The organism is Azospirillum sp. A29 (assembly GCF_042604625.1).
Classification (GTDB): Bacteria; Pseudomonadota; Alphaproteobacteria; order Azospirillales; family Azospirillaceae; genus Azospirillum; species Azospirillum palustre.
This window is the reverse complement of record NZ_CP170470.1, coordinates 563,768-576,624: the sequence shown is the minus strand read 5'-3', so window position 1 is coordinate 576,624 and position 12,857 is coordinate 563,768. Positions and strand designations below refer to the sequence as shown.

Below are 12,857 nucleotides of genomic sequence, written 5' to 3'. Positions count from 1 at the left end.
AGGGGAAAAGAGGGGGGCGCCCTTACTTCATCGGCGGGGCGTACATCAGGCCGCCTTCGGTGTAGAGGGCGTTCTGGCCGCGCGGCATCTTCAGCTTGGAGCCGGCGCCGACGTTGCGCTCATAGCTCTGGGCGTAGTTGCCGACCTGCTTGATGATGGCGTAGGCCCAGTTCTCCTCGACGCCGAGCGCCTTGCCGTTGCCGGCGGTGACGCCCAGCAGGCGCTTCACGTCCGGATCGGGCGAGGTCATGGCGGCGTCGACGGTCTCCGACGTCAGGCCCTTCTCCTCGGCCTGGACCATGGCGTAGAAGGCCCAGGTGACCAGGTTCATCCATTCCTCGTCGCCCTGGCGCACGGCCGGGGACAGCGGCTCCTTGGAGATCAGCTCGGGCAGGATGACGTAGTCGTTGGGGTTCTGCACCTCGGCGGCGCGGATGGCAGCCAGCTGGGAGGCGTCGGAGGTCAGGGCGTCGCAGCGGCCGGCGAAGAAAGCCTTGTTCAGCTCCTCGTTCTTCTCGATGACGACCGGCTTGAAGGTCATCTTGTTGGCGCGGAAGTAGTCCGACACGTTCTGCTCGGTCGTGGTGCCGGGCAGGACGCAGACGGTGGCGCCGTTCAGCTGCTTGGCGCTCTTCAGGCCGAGCTTGGCCGACACCATGAAGCCCTGGCCGTCGAAATAGTTGGTCGGCGCGAAGTTCAGGCCGTTGGCGGTGTCGCGAGTCAAGGTGCGGGTGGTGTTGCGGGCCAGCAGGTCGATCTCGCCGGACTGGAGCGCCGGCAGGCGCTGCTGTGCCGACAGCGGGGTGTACTTCACCTTTTCGGCATCGCCGAACATGGCGGCGGCGACGGCGCGGCACATGTCGACGTCGAGGCCCGACCACTTGCCCTTGTCGTCGGGCGAGGAGAAGCCGTACAGGCCCAGGTTGACGCCGCACTGGACGTAGCCCTTCTGCTTCACGCCGTCGAAGGTGGCGCCGGCCTGGGCGGTACCAGAGAGGGCAATGGCGGAGACGGACAGGGTGGCCGCGATGGCGAGTGCGCTCAGATGGGACTTCACGGGGCGGGGCTCCTTCAGCCTTGTGGTTCATTGGACGCCGGGGCAGAGGGCTCCGGCCGCCGCATGCCGCCACAATCGCTCCGTGGATTGAACAAAGTGCCCGCCCGTCATGAACGGATGTGGCGAAGATGTGAACAGCTTTGGACAGATGGGCCGCGTGCACGGCGAAGGCGATGGCCGGGCTTCGCCCGCCGATGGTCACGGTTGCCGGCCGATATTTCACGTGCACGGGCTTCCCCATGCCCTTACAAGCGATGGGTGCCGGTCATATGTGTGCGCCGGGAGTTCTGGGTGTCGCTCTGGGAGTCATGGAGGGAATGGGGTCCGATCGGCCGGTCTGGCAGTGGGTTGCGCGTTTTTCGCTGGTGCGGCGCGGTCCGGTGCCGCGCTACGGCGCAGCACTGCTGATCTTCGCCGCCGCCCTGCTGGTGCGACAGGCCGCCGACAGCGCCCTGCCCACCGGCTTTCCCTATCTCACCTTCTTCCCGGCGGTGATCGTGACCACCTTCATGGCCGGTCGGGGGCCGGGGGTGGCGACGGCGGTGCTGTCCGGACTGGCGGCCTGGTATTTCTTCATTTCGCCCAGCCATTCCTTCGCCCTCGATGCGTCGGTCGGGGTGGCGCTCGGCTTCTATGCGGTGGTGGTCGCGGTGGACATCGCGCTGATCCACGGCATGCAGGTGACGCTGGCCCGGCTGCAGGAGGAGCGCGGCCGCACCGCCTCCCTGCTGGAGGCGCAGACCACCATGTTTCACGAGCTGCAGCACCGCGTCGCCAACAACATGCAGTTCGTCTCCGCCCTGCTGTCCCTGCAACGGCGGTCGATCGACCGGTCGCCGGACGCTGCGGTGGCGGCGCTGGAGGAGGCGGAGCGGCGGCTCGACACGATGGCGCGGGTGCACCGGCGCCTGCACGACCCGCGTTCCGGCGACGATTTCGGCAGCCACATCGACGGGCTGTGCCGGGACATGCTGGCGGCGGCCGGCATGTCCCACGTCACCTGCCGCGTGACCGTGCAGGCCGCGCCGCGGTCGCCCGAACGGCTGCTGGCGCTGGCCATGCTGATCGTGGAGGCGCTGACCAACAGCCTGAAGCACGCCTTCGCCGGACGCGACGGCGGCACCGTCACCATCGAACTGACCGAGGTGCCGGACCAGCCGGGTCAGTTGCGTCTGCTGATGACGGATGACGGGGTGGGCCTGCCGGACGGCTTCGACGTGCAGCGGCTGCCCAGCCTGGGCTGGAAGATCATCCAGAGCCTGGCCGCCCAGCTGGCCGGCCGGATGAGCCATGGCCCGGCAAATGGCCGGGCAAATGGCCCTGGCGGCGGCACCGGCACGCGGATCGAATTGCATTTTCCGGCCTGATGCGGCATCTGCACCGACTGAGATCGCGGCTTTTCCGTCGCCATCGGAAGAACTATCTGTGATCTTGCCGGTTGCTGCGGGGACCGGCAGGGGAAAGCAGGAGAGGGATTATGGCGACGCTGAAGGAATTCGAGGACGCATTGAAGGCGTCGGGCAACACGGCCGCGCTGGAGATCCTGGAGTCCCTGCGGGCGCGCGACCGCTCCCAGCGTTCCGTCCGGCCGGCGCGCCGCCTGACCGGGCGCAAGATGACGCCGGAGCTGGCGACCGAGATCCTGCACCTGCACGAGACCACCAACATGACCCAGCAGGAGATCGCCTTCCAGCTGGGGGTGAATCAGGGCCGGGTGAACGAGGTCATCAAGCGCCGCAAATGGCTGACCGAAGACCCCGCCGCCCCGGAGGCGCAGGCCCGCGACCAGGCCAAGCAGCGCGCCAAGGAAGGCGTCGGCATCCCGCCGCGCCGGCCGTCGCGGAAGAAGACGGCGAAGCCCGAGGCCGAGGCGGCGCCGGAGATGGCCCCCGGTTTGCCGCCCGAGGTGGTGGCGCCGGCGGCGCCGGAGGCAGTGGCGGTGGAGCCGGAGGTTGTCGTGGCGCCGGAGCCCGCGCCGCCGGTGGCACCGGAGCCGGTCGCCGAATCGCCTGCCACCGAACCGCCTGCCGCCGAAACCCCTGCTCCTGAGCTGCCGATGCCGATGGCAGCGCCGGAGTTGCCGCTGGAGCAGCCGGAACCGGCGAATGACAAGCCGAAGAAGGCGCGCAAGCGGGACAAGGCGGCGGAGATGCCGCTGTTCAAGGACCTGCTGTAAAGGTGCGTGAAAGCCCTCTCTCGCCCGGGGAGAGGGCATAAGCCATGCCCGCCGGTCATTTCGCACCTGCGGAATTAACGGCCTGCGGCGGATTGCCTCAGCGGGGGGTAGGCAAATATCCTGACCCTGCCCCGGTTGCTTTCGATTCCCCTGCCGCCGGGCTTCGCATTCCTTGACCCAGCGCGACAGCGGAGAAACGACAATGGCGTCTGCCGGCCATCACGGCGACCTGCGTGCCGAGGCACAGCTGGCCTCGGCCCATCCCGGTCTGGTGCTGTTGGCGCTCGCCATGGGTGGATTCGCCATCGGGACGACCGAATTCGCGACGATGAGCCTGCTGCCCTATTTCGCCCAGGGCTTGGGCATCGACGAGCCGACCGCCGGCCATGTCATCAGCGCCTATGCGCTGGGCGTGGTGGTGGGCGCGCCGGTGATCGCGGTGCTGGCGGCGCGGGTGGCGCGGCGGACCCTGCTGATCGGGCTGATGGCGGTCTTCGCCGCCGCCAACGTGGCCAGCGCCTTTTCCCCCTCCTATGGCTGGATGCTGGCCTTCCGCTTCATGAGCGGGCTGCCGCACGGCGCCTATTTCGGTGTCGCCGCCCTGGTCGCCGCGTCACTGGTGCCGCCGCAGCGCCGGGCGCAGGCGGTGGCGCGGACCATGCTGGGGCTGACGGTGGCGACCGTCATCGGCGTGCCGATGGCGAACTGGATCGGGCAGGTGCTGGGCTGGCGCTGGGGCTTCGGCGTGGTCGGGCTGCTGGCTCTGCTGACCGTGGTGCTGGTCTGGTTCCTCGCCCCCAACGACCGGCCGCACCCGGATGCCAGCCCGCTGCGCGAACTGGGCGCGTTGAAGCGCCGTCAGGTCTGGCTGACGCTCGGCATCGGTGCCATCGGCTTCGGCGGCATGTTCGCGGTCTACACCTATGTCGCCTCCACCCTGATGGAGGTGACGCAGGTGTCGCCGGCGATGGTGCCGGTCGTGCTGGCGGTGTTCGGATCCGGCATGACCGTCGGCACGCTGGTCAGCGCCTGGGCCGCCGACCGCGCCCTGATGCCGACCGTCGCCATCGTCCTGCTGTGGAGCGCCGGGTCGCTGGCGCTCTATCCCTTCACCGCCGGCAATGTGTGGCTGGTGTCCATCGTCGTCTTCATGATCGGCTGCGGCGGCGGTCTCGGCACGCCCCTGCAGGCCCGGCTGATGGATGTGGCGGAGGATGCGCAGACGCTGGCCGCCGCGCTGAACCACAGCGCCTTCAACGCCGCCAACGCGCTCGGCCCCTGGCTGGGCGGCATGGCGATTGCCGCCGGCTGGGGCTGGACCTCCACCGGCTGGGTCGGTGCGGCGCTGGCGCTGGGCGGCTTGGTGGTGTGGGCGGTGGCGCTGCTGGACGACCGGGCGACGGCCAATCGGGCCGCCAGCCGCGCGGCCGAGTCGCTGAAGTCCGAGTCCCGGCTGGCCGAGGCCTGCGCCGGAGACTGAAGACCCGGCGTTGCCGGAAAGTCAGCGCCCCCCGGCCACGCTCCAGGCGATGCGCGCCGGATGCTCGCCGAGGTCGAGGGAGCCGATGACGATCTCTCCCCGGCCGGACAGCGGCGCCACATCGCCCATCTTCAGCAAACGCTGTTCGCCGGCCTGCGGCACCAGACGGGTGCCGTTGCGGCTCAGATCCTCCAGCGTGAAGACCCCGTCGCGCAGCCGGATCAGCGCATGCCGGCGCGAGGCGGAGGCATGGTCCAGCATGATGCCGCAGTCCGCCCCGCGCCCGATCACCAGATCGGCGCCGGCATCGGGCACCGCCACCGTCCGGCCCTGGTAGCTGAGCGTCAGGCGCAGCGCCGGCGCCGGCGGGGCCTGCATGTCGACCGTCATGTCCGTCGGCCGGGCATGCGGCACGGCTCCGGTCCGCATGCCGGTCACCACGCCGATGCCGGTCATCGACACGCGCTGGTCGTCGGGGATGGCGGCGATCTTGGCGATCAGCCCGTCGGCCAAAGCCCGCGGGATACCGGCGGCGCGCAGGCGGCGGCCCAGCCCCTCGCGCACCTCCTGGAGCGAGGCGCCGGGAGCGGCCAGCTCCGCCGCGGACTTCACCCGGTTGAATTCGTCGGCGACGCGCTGGATGACGGTGCTGATCTTCTTGTGGCCATAGGCGCTGGCGCCGAGGTCGAGCAGATAGCCGAGCCGCCCCGCCGCCGTGTTGAAGCGGCCGGCCAGCCGCATCATCGTCTCCTCGAAGGGCAGGTCGATGCCGCCGGTGGCCCACACGGTCTTGCCGCGGCGGGTCAGCGACTCGGCCATGGCCGGACCGCCCATATAGCCGTCGAAGGCGATCATGCCGTCGACGATGGATGAGAAGGCGCGGGCGTCGCTGGCCGCCCCGCTGCGGGTCAGCGGGGTCAGCCCGTCCAGCCCGCCGCGGATGCGGTGCAGAAGCGCCTCGCGCGTGCGGGCGAAGCCGAAGCCGGTTCCGTCCGACGCCAGCGCGTTCGACAGCGCCAGCAGCGGTTCGGTGTGGGGCAGCCGGTCGTCCAGATCGCCGCGCAGCGCCGCCAGCAGCGCCAGCAGGGCGGAGGCGAGATCGGGCGCATAGCCGATCAGGGCGCGGATCGGCTCCCGCCCGTCGACGATCTCCGCGGAGAATTCATCCACCAGCCGGGTGTTCTCGCCGTCGCCCTCCTGGTGGAGGCGCAGGACGGCGGTCAGCTTGGCCCCCCACTCCCGGTGCGGCTCCAGCAGGGTGGCGAAGGCGTGGGTGACGATGCGGTCGCGCTCCTCCACCGGGCGGCTGACGGCGGCCAGCAGCAGGCCGGAAATCCCGCCGCGCATCAGCGCCTGGTCGAAGGGGGCCAGCGTGTCGGATTTCTGGGCGAGTTCCTTCAGCGCCGTGAACAGGCGGGTGATCTGGTCGTAGCGCTCATGCGGCTTCGCCCCCAGCATCGGCGCCTGGATGGTCGCGAGCCGGCTGACCGCCGGGTTGAACAGCAGCGCCTCGCGTTCGAAGTAGCGCAACGGATAGTAGCGGTGAAGCTGCTCCGACGGAATGATGCCCTGGTCGTCCCAGTAACCGCGCAGAAGCCGCAACAGGGTCATCCGGCTGTCGAAGGAGAAAACCTGCAACACGTCGGTGCAGAGGTTGGCCGTCTCGATGGGAGAGATGGTCGTCAGCTTGGCGCCGCCGGAGGACGTCTTCTGGAAGACGGTTTCTTCCCGCCCGGTGCCGGTGACCTTCACCACGCGCACCACCGGGAACTTGGCAAGGCGCAGCAGGAAGTTGGCGCGCTCCGTCGCCGATTTCTCGTCTTCGAAGACGCCGTCGATGTTGGGCTTGCCGCCCTGTTCGACCACCACCTCGAAGCGCGCTTCGCGCCGCTTGGACATCGCCATCCCGTCCCCCTTTGGCCTGCCGCCCCGGCCTTCTGACCCGGCCTGCCCGTGTCGGACCGCTCTTTTCCGACCGCCGCCCGGCTACGTCCCTGTTCGCGATTCCCGGCGATTTTTTCCCAAAATACTTTATGAAAGCTTCCATCAGAAGCGGAAAGACCCGAACCGTGACCGCATTCCGTCACTCCGGCAACTGGCCCGGCAACTGGCCCGGCAGCCGACCCGATAACCGGCCCGAAGACCGCCTGATGTTGGGCCGCCGGCCTTTCTTCGGCCTGCTGGGATCGCTGGGCCTGCCGGCGGTGCTGGGTCCGCTGCCGGCCCTGGCATCCACCACCAGTGGTTTAGAAAATGCGGCGGTCGGCTATATCCTGTTCGAGCCGGACAGCGGCACCGTGCTGGAGTCACGGGCGGCGGACACCCCCTTCATCCCGGCGTCGGTGGCGAAGCTGCCGACGGTGGCGGCGGCGCTGGCCCTGCTGGGGCCGGACCATCGCTTCACCACGCGGCTGCTGGCGACGGGACCGCTGACGGGCGGGGTGCTGCGCGGCGATCTGATCCTTCAGGGCGGCGGCGATCCGGCGCTGGCGACGGAAGGGTTGGTGCAGCTGCTGGGCGCGCTGGCCACCGCCGGGCTGCGCCGGGTGGAGGGGCGGTTCCTGTACGATACCGCGCTGCTGCCCGATCTGGCGGAGATCGATGCCGGGCAACCCTGGGCGGCACCCTACAACACCGGGGTCGGGGCGCTGTCGCTGAACTACAACCGCGCCCTGCTGAACTGGCGGCGCGGCGGCGCCGGGCCGGAGGTGCTGACGGTCGCCGATGCCGGGCGCCTGCCGCTGGACAGCGTCGCCGTGCGGCCGATGGCCGGGAGCAGGGGCTTTCCGCTGCTGCCGGACGGCGCAGACCGCTGGCTGATGGCGCCGCCCGCCGCCGGGGAGGCGGGCGGCGCCTGGGTGCCGGTGGCGCGGCCGGGGCTGGCTGCCGCCACCCTGTTCCGCCGGCTGGCCGGCGATGCCGACATCGCCCTGCCGCTGCCCGAGGTCGGGCGGGCGCCGGCCGGGACAGCACTGCTGGCGGCACTGGACAGCCTGCCGCTGTCGGAGCTGGCGCGCGGGCTGCTGCGCCATTCCAACAATCTGTCGGCGGAGGTGATCGGGCTGGCGGCCTCGAAGCGGCTGGATCCGTCGGCCGCGACGCTGGAGCGTTCGGCGGCGCTGTTGCAGGGCTGGCTGACGCGGCAGCCGATGGAGACGGGCGGGCAGGCGGCTGGGCAGGTGGCGGCTGGCTGGCGCGGGCTGCGGCTCGCCAACCATTCGGGGCTGGGCACCGGGTCGCGCGCCACGCCGCGGCAGATGGCGGCGCTGCTGCGGGCCGGCGGACCCGCTTTGTGGGAGCTTCTGCCGGGGGAGGAGGACGGCAAGGCGCTACCCTCCGGCGTCCATGCCAAGACGGGCACGCTGGCCTATGTGAAGGGGCTGGCGGGGCTGCTGACGGCGGCCAGCGGCCGGCGGCTGGGCTTCGTCCTGTTCATCGCCGATCCGGCACGCCGGGCGGCGCTGGACGCCGCGCTCGACCGACGGGTGACCGCCATTCCGGCGGAGGCGCGCGGCTGGGCCGCCGCTGCCCGCAAGGTGCAGGACGAGACGCTGGGACGCTGGGCCGTGAGCTATTGACTGAGATAGGTCATAGGACGGAGGATGGTCTAACCAGTAAAATGCCGATCAAAGTCGATTCGACGAGGGGTCGATTTGCGAAATGCCGGGCCTGCGTCGATTGATCGCGGGCCCATCCGGCCCATATGCGTTGGCAACCAGCAGCGAGAGCCACAGCCCCGATGATGACAGACCGTTCCGCCACCTCACCCGCGCGCAACGTCCTGCGCCGCCGGCTGGAACGTCAGGATGTGGCCGCCAATCGCTATCACGACCGCCGGCTGGGGGCGGAGGTGGTCAACATCGTCGTCGGCGGCTGCGTCGTCACCGACGACCCGAACGTCGTCATCACCACCACGCTGGGTTCCTGCGTCGCCGCCTGCCTGTACGATCCGGTGGCCGAGATCGGTGGGATGAACCATTTCCTGCTGCCCGACGCCGGAACCGACACGCTGTCGCTGTCGTCGCGCTATGGCGCCACGGCGATGGAGCATCTGATCAACCGGCTGCTGGCCGTCACCGGCCGGCGCGACCGGCTGCGCGCCAAGCTGTTCGGCGGCGCCAACGTCAACCTGAACACGCTGCGCACCGCCAACATCGGCCAGCGCAACGTCGATTTCGTCATGGACTATCTGGCGACCGAGGGCATCCCCACCGTCAGCTGGGATGTCGGCGGCGTCAGCCCGCGCGCCGTCCGCTTCTTCCCCACCACCGGGCGCAGCCAGCGCCGGCTGATCGGCGACGAGACCCTGCACGACATCGCCCGCAACGAGTCGTCCTACATGGAGCATCTGGGCCGGACGCGGATCGAAGGCGACGTCGAGCTGTTCTGATAGGCTCGACCGGGGGCGCGCCCGTTCGTCGCGCGTTCCCACCGCGCCGTTCTTCCGCGGAGCCCTTCATGGCCGACATGCTGTTCAGGATCGCCACCTTCAACCTGGAAAATCTGGACGACGATGCCGACGAGCCGCCCTTCGAGGCGCGGATCGCCACGCTGCGCCCGCAGCTGGAACGGCTGGAGGCCGACATCCTCTGCCTGCAGGAGGTCGACGCCCAGCATCCGGTGAAGAGCGAGCCGCGCATCCTGCGCGCGCTGACCCGGCTGCTGGAGGACACGCGCTATGCCGGCTACCACGTCACCGCGGGCGACGCCGCCTCGCCGGCCGACCGCCACAACCCGGTGATCGTCAGCCGCTGGCCGATCCGGACCGCCCGGCTGCTGCGCCACCATCTGGTGCCGCCGGCCCGCGTGCGGCTCGCCACCGCCGATCCGGCGGCGGAGGGGGAGACGGAGGTCGGCTGGGACCGGCCGGTGCTGCATGCCGAGGTGGAGATGCCGGACGGCAGCATCCTGCATGTGTTCGACCTGCATCTGCGGGCGCCCATCGCCGCGCCGGTGCCGGGGCAGAAGGCTGACGCCCAGACCTGGAAGACGGCGGCCGGCTGGGCGGAGGGCTTCTATCTCGCCGCGATCAAGCGGGCGGGGCAGGCGCTGGAGACGCGGATGGCGGTGGACCGGCTGTTCGACGCCGATCCCGACGCGCTGATCCTGGTGGCCGGCGACTGCAACGCCGATCTGGAGCAGACCGCCGTCCGCATCATCCGCGCCGGACCCGACTTCACCGGCAACGCCGAGCTGGCCAACCGCGTGCTGGAGCCGCTGGAGCAGGCGATCCCGGAGGAGCGGCGCTACACCGTGCTGCATGGCGGCGCGCCGGTTCTGCTCGACCATCTGCTGGCCTCGCCGCGGCTGACCGAACGGCTGCGCGACGTGGCGATCCACAACGAGGAGCTGACCGACGAGGTCGAGCACGCCGACGAGCCGTCGCCGGTCAGCTACCATGCGCCGGTGGTGGCGAGTTTCAGCCTGTAGAGCGCACACGGCTCACGCGGTGGGGACGGTGCCGCCGTCGATGACGTATTCCGTGCCGGTTATGGTCCCGGCACGATCGGACGCGAGGAAGGCGATCAGGTTGGCAACGTCTTCCGGTTTCGACGGCCGGCCGATCGGAATGCCGCCGAGCGAGTCCATGATGATCCGCTTGCCGCCTTCGTAATCGGTGCCGGCCTCCTTCGCGAGCCGCTCGGCCAGCCGCACCGCCGCCTCGGTCTCGATCCAGCCGGGGGACACGCGCACCACGCGCACGCCTTTGGGCGAGACCTCCTTCGACAGACTCTTGCTGTAGGTCGAGAGCGCGGCCTTCGCAGCGGCATAGGCCGTCGTCGCAGCCGGCAGCGGCAGCTGGCGCTGTATGGAGGTCACGTGGATGACCACGCCATGGCCCTGCGCCACCATCGCCGGCACGAGTTCGCGGTCGACCCTGACGGCGGGCATCAGGTTGAGATCGAGTTCCCTGGCCCAGTCCGCGTCGCCCAACGCCGCATAGCCGCCCGCGGGGGCGGATGAGCCGCCCAGCATGTGGACGATGACGTCGACTCCGCCCAGCCGCTCGCGCACCGCTGCGGCGAGCGTGGCGCACCCCTCCGCGGTGGTGAGGTCCGCACCGACGAACATCTCCTCGTCGAGCGTGTCCTGCCGGGATCGGGCGGCGGTCAGCACGCGGGCGCCGAGGTCGCGGAACAGGGCGACGGTGGCCGCACCGGCCCCGCGCGTACCGGAGGTGACGAGCGCCCGCTTGCCTTCAAGGCTGACGAACCCGGTCATGGGGCGATCTCCAGCCCGGCAATCCGCCCGTTCTCGATCCGGAACGCGAAGACCAACGTGGCAGGACTGCCGGGGAACTGGCCGGACACCCTTGCAAGGACTTTTGCAATTCCGTCCGTCTCGGACATTTCGAGCGGTTCGATCACATGCCGGTACTTGGCCTTTGCGGCGCGCCACCACGCATCGATGGCGTCGTGGCCGGCATGGGACCCCCCTTCGTCCCTGACGACGGTGTTGGGTGCGAAGGCGGCGATCAGGGCCGCGCCGTCGCACCTCCGGTCGGCATCGATGTAGGCCAGGATCGGTGAAGGGAGTGTCATCGTGCTGTCTCCTGATCGGGGGTGTTCTGTCCTTTCCAAGATGAGCGTGGACAGCCGTTTCGATAATCGGGATAAAATGGGATGTGGAATTTCGATTTACGGGACAATGACGCGGGCTGAACTGAACGATCTCGACGCCGTTTTCGCCATCGCGCGCAGGGGCTCGTTCCGTGCCGCGGCACTCGATCTCGGCATGTCCACCACCGCGCTCAGCAACGCCGTCAGGAAGCTCGAGGCGGAACTCGGCGTCCGTCTGTTCAACCGGACGACACGGAGCGTGTCGCTCACCGATGCCGGCCGTCTGTTCGTCGAGCAGGTCGGCCCGGCATTGCAGGATGTTCACGGCGCCCTGGAAGCCGTGCGGTCGCAGCAGACGACGCCGTCGGGAACGCTTCGCATCAATGCGTTCGCCATGGCGGCGCGGGAGATCCTCTCGCCGCTCGTGCTGGAGTTTCTCCGCCGCAACCCGCAGGTGCATGTCGATCTCGTCACCGAAGGGCGGCTGGTGGACATCGTCGCCGAAGGGTTCGATCTCGGCGTGCGGGTGGCCGACCTCGTGCCCAGCGACATGATCGCGGTTTCCCTGGGCCGCCCGCAGCGATACGCCGTCGTCGGCTCGCCGGCATATTTCGAGGGCCATGAGAAGCCCCGCGTCCCGCCCGACCTGCTCAACCACCCCTGCATCCGTGTCCGGCTGCCGAACGGGGCCCTGTACCGATGGCAATTCGAGAAGGACGGGCAGGCGACGCAGATCGACGTGCGCGGACCGATCACCCTGGACGAGGCCAGTCTCGCACGGACCGCCGTCCTGGAAGGCATCGGGCTCGGCTTCTTCATGGAGCAGGACGTGCGCACCGACATCGAGGCGGGCCGTCTCGTCAGCGTGCTCGACGACTGGACCCCGGTGCGGGCCGGGCTCTGCCTCTATTATCCCGGACGGCGCAACCCTTCGGCCGCCCTCAGGGCTTTCATCGGCCTCGCCCGCGAACTCGGCGCGAGACCGGGTCCGTGATCCGTTGGTGGGGCAATGGCCCGCTTCGGCCTTGACGCAGCCAGCGGCTCGTCTTCGTCAGGGAGCGATTGGATAGCGGGGACATGGCGCTGGATTTGCCGGCGCAACTGGTGGAAAACAGCGTCTTCGGGAATTTTGCGGCGCTGCGCTCTGGTTGAGAGGGTAAGCGCCATTCAGCAGGTGCCATTTGGGAGACAGCATGTTCACTGCCGCCAGCTTCCGCGTCGGCGACCGCGTGACCATCCGCAGCGGCCAGTCCATTCCGCAATCCATCGCCACGGTGGAGCGCTACACCGAAGGGGGGCGCTGCATGGTGCTGTCCGACGGCAGCGAATGGCGCGCCGACGGCCGCCGCCAGTGGAGCTTCCGCGGCGGCTATTACAAGGGTCCGGTGGTCGAGCCGTTCGAGCAGGGCGACGACGAGTTCGTCGCGCGCCGCCGCGTTATCGGCGCGCTGCGCAAGTTCGGGGACAGCCTGACGATGGAGTCAGCCCTGAGCACCGAGGCCTTGCAGCGGATTCTGGACGCGGTGGACAAGGAAAAGGCGGCGGTGAAGAAGGGGTGACGAAGCAGGGTCTTCTCCGCTCGAA

General features: G+C 69.6%; 12 protein-coding genes. 8 read left to right on the top strand and 4 right to left on the bottom strand.

The window, feature by feature from the left end:
* Nucleotides 1-22: 22 nt before the first annotated feature.
* The gene (locus ABNQ38_RS38415) at nucleotides 23-1,057 is read right to left on the bottom strand and encodes an amino acid ABC transporter substrate-binding protein (RefSeq protein ID WP_377811675.1); all 1,035 of its coding nucleotides are present in this window, start codon (nucleotides 1,055-1,057) and stop codon (nucleotides 23-25) included.
* Nucleotides 1,058-1,374: 317 nt separating this feature from the next.
* On the opposite strand from ABNQ38_RS38415, the gene ABNQ38_RS38410 reads away from it, so the two are divergent.
* The 3 genes from ABNQ38_RS38410 to ABNQ38_RS38400 all read left to right on the top strand — a co-directional run bounded on the left by ABNQ38_RS38410 (nucleotide 1,375) and on the right by ABNQ38_RS38400 (nucleotide 4,713).
* Nucleotides 1,375-2,424 carry a sensor histidine kinase gene (locus ABNQ38_RS38410; RefSeq protein WP_377811674.1) on the top strand — a complete coding sequence of 350 codons (1,050 nt, stop codon included), beginning with the start codon at nucleotides 1,375-1,377 and terminating at the stop codon, nucleotides 2,422-2,424.
* Between the two features lie 110 nt (nucleotides 2,425-2,534).
* Nucleotides 2,535-3,233: a hypothetical protein gene (locus tag ABNQ38_RS38405; RefSeq protein ID WP_377811673.1), complete on the top strand. Its 699-nt coding sequence runs from the start codon at nucleotides 2,535-2,537 to the stop codon at nucleotides 3,231-3,233.
* 202 nt (nucleotides 3,234-3,435) lie between these two features.
* Nucleotides 3,436-4,713, top strand: a complete 1,278-nt coding sequence (locus ABNQ38_RS38400; protein ID WP_377811672.1) for an MFS transporter — start codon at nucleotides 3,436-3,438, stop codon at nucleotides 4,711-4,713.
* 21 nt (nucleotides 4,714-4,734) lie between these two features.
* Here ABNQ38_RS38400 and ABNQ38_RS38395 read toward each other — a convergent pair whose 3' ends face one another.
* Nucleotides 4,735-6,618: an FHA domain-containing protein gene (locus tag ABNQ38_RS38395; protein ID WP_377811671.1), complete on the bottom strand. Its 1,884-nt coding sequence runs from the start codon at nucleotides 6,616-6,618 to the stop codon at nucleotides 4,735-4,737.
* 164 nt (nucleotides 6,619-6,782) lie between these two features.
* Between ABNQ38_RS38395 and ABNQ38_RS38390 the strand changes: the two genes are divergently transcribed.
* From ABNQ38_RS38390 to ABNQ38_RS38380, 3 genes are all read left to right on the top strand, one after another.
* Complete coding sequence (locus tag ABNQ38_RS38390) at nucleotides 6,783-8,291, top strand: D-alanyl-D-alanine carboxypeptidase/D-alanyl-D-alanine-endopeptidase (protein ID WP_377811670.1); 1,509 nt, start codon at nucleotides 6,783-6,785, stop codon at nucleotides 8,289-8,291.
* A 161-nt stretch (nucleotides 8,292-8,452) separates the two neighbouring features.
* Nucleotides 8,453-9,103, top strand: coding sequence for a chemotaxis protein (locus ABNQ38_RS38385; RefSeq protein ID WP_377811669.1), 651 nt, complete (start codon nucleotides 8,453-8,455; stop codon nucleotides 9,101-9,103).
* 68 nt (nucleotides 9,104-9,171) lie between these two features.
* Nucleotides 9,172-10,143, top strand: coding sequence for an endonuclease/exonuclease/phosphatase family protein (locus ABNQ38_RS38380; protein ID WP_377811668.1), 972 nt, complete (start codon nucleotides 9,172-9,174; stop codon nucleotides 10,141-10,143).
* A gap of 12 nt (nucleotides 10,144-10,155) precedes the next feature.
* Here the strand turns inward: ABNQ38_RS38380 and ABNQ38_RS38375 are convergent, their stop codons facing one another.
* Nucleotides 10,156-10,935, bottom strand: coding sequence for an SDR family oxidoreductase (locus ABNQ38_RS38375; protein WP_377811667.1), 780 nt, complete (start codon nucleotides 10,933-10,935; stop codon nucleotides 10,156-10,158).
* A complete protein-coding gene (locus tag ABNQ38_RS38370) occupies nucleotides 10,932-11,255 on the bottom strand; it encodes a nuclear transport factor 2 family protein (RefSeq protein ID WP_377811666.1) in 324 nt (107 codons plus the stop codon). Before ABNQ38_RS38370 ends, ABNQ38_RS38375 begins: the two co-directional genes overlap by 4 nt.
* Nucleotides 11,256-11,361: 106 nt before the next feature.
* On the opposite strand from ABNQ38_RS38370, the gene ABNQ38_RS38365 reads away from it, so the two are divergent.
* Nucleotides 11,362-12,267, top strand: coding sequence for a LysR family transcriptional regulator (locus ABNQ38_RS38365; RefSeq protein ID WP_377811665.1), 906 nt, complete (start codon nucleotides 11,362-11,364; stop codon nucleotides 12,265-12,267).
* 199 nt (nucleotides 12,268-12,466) lie between these two features.
* Nucleotides 12,467-12,832, top strand: coding sequence for a hypothetical protein (locus tag ABNQ38_RS38360; RefSeq protein ID WP_377811664.1), 366 nt, complete (start codon nucleotides 12,467-12,469; stop codon nucleotides 12,830-12,832).
* The last annotated feature ends 25 nt before the right edge of the window (nucleotides 12,833-12,857 follow it).

Coding starts and splice junctions, on each gene's coding strand:
- ABNQ38_RS38410 (WP_377811674.1), top strand. CDS start 1,375: ATGGGGTCCGATCGGCCGGTCTGGCAGTGGGTTGCGCGTTTTTCGCTG.
- ABNQ38_RS38405 (WP_377811673.1), top strand. CDS start 2,535: ATGGCGACGCTGAAGGAATTCGAGGACGCATTGAAGGCGTCGGGCAAC.
- ABNQ38_RS38400 (WP_377811672.1), top strand. CDS start 3,436: ATGGCGTCTGCCGGCCATCACGGCGACCTGCGTGCCGAGGCACAGCTG.
- ABNQ38_RS38395 (WP_377811671.1), bottom strand. CDS start 6,618: ATGGCGATGTCCAAGCGGCGCGAAGCGCGCTTCGAGGTGGTGGTCGAA.
- ABNQ38_RS38385 (WP_377811669.1), top strand. CDS start 8,453: ATGATGACAGACCGTTCCGCCACCTCACCCGCGCGCAACGTCCTGCGC.
- ABNQ38_RS38380 (WP_377811668.1), top strand. CDS start 9,172: ATGGCCGACATGCTGTTCAGGATCGCCACCTTCAACCTGGAAAATCTG.
- ABNQ38_RS38375 (WP_377811667.1), bottom strand. CDS start 10,935: ATGACCGGGTTCGTCAGCCTTGAAGGCAAGCGGGCGCTCGTCACCTCC.
- ABNQ38_RS38370 (WP_377811666.1), bottom strand. CDS start 11,255: ATGACACTCCCTTCACCGATCCTGGCCTACATCGATGCCGACCGGAGG.
- ABNQ38_RS38365 (WP_377811665.1), top strand. CDS start 11,362: ATGACGCGGGCTGAACTGAACGATCTCGACGCCGTTTTCGCCATCGCG.
- ABNQ38_RS38360 (WP_377811664.1), top strand. CDS start 12,467: ATGTTCACTGCCGCCAGCTTCCGCGTCGGCGACCGCGTGACCATCCGC.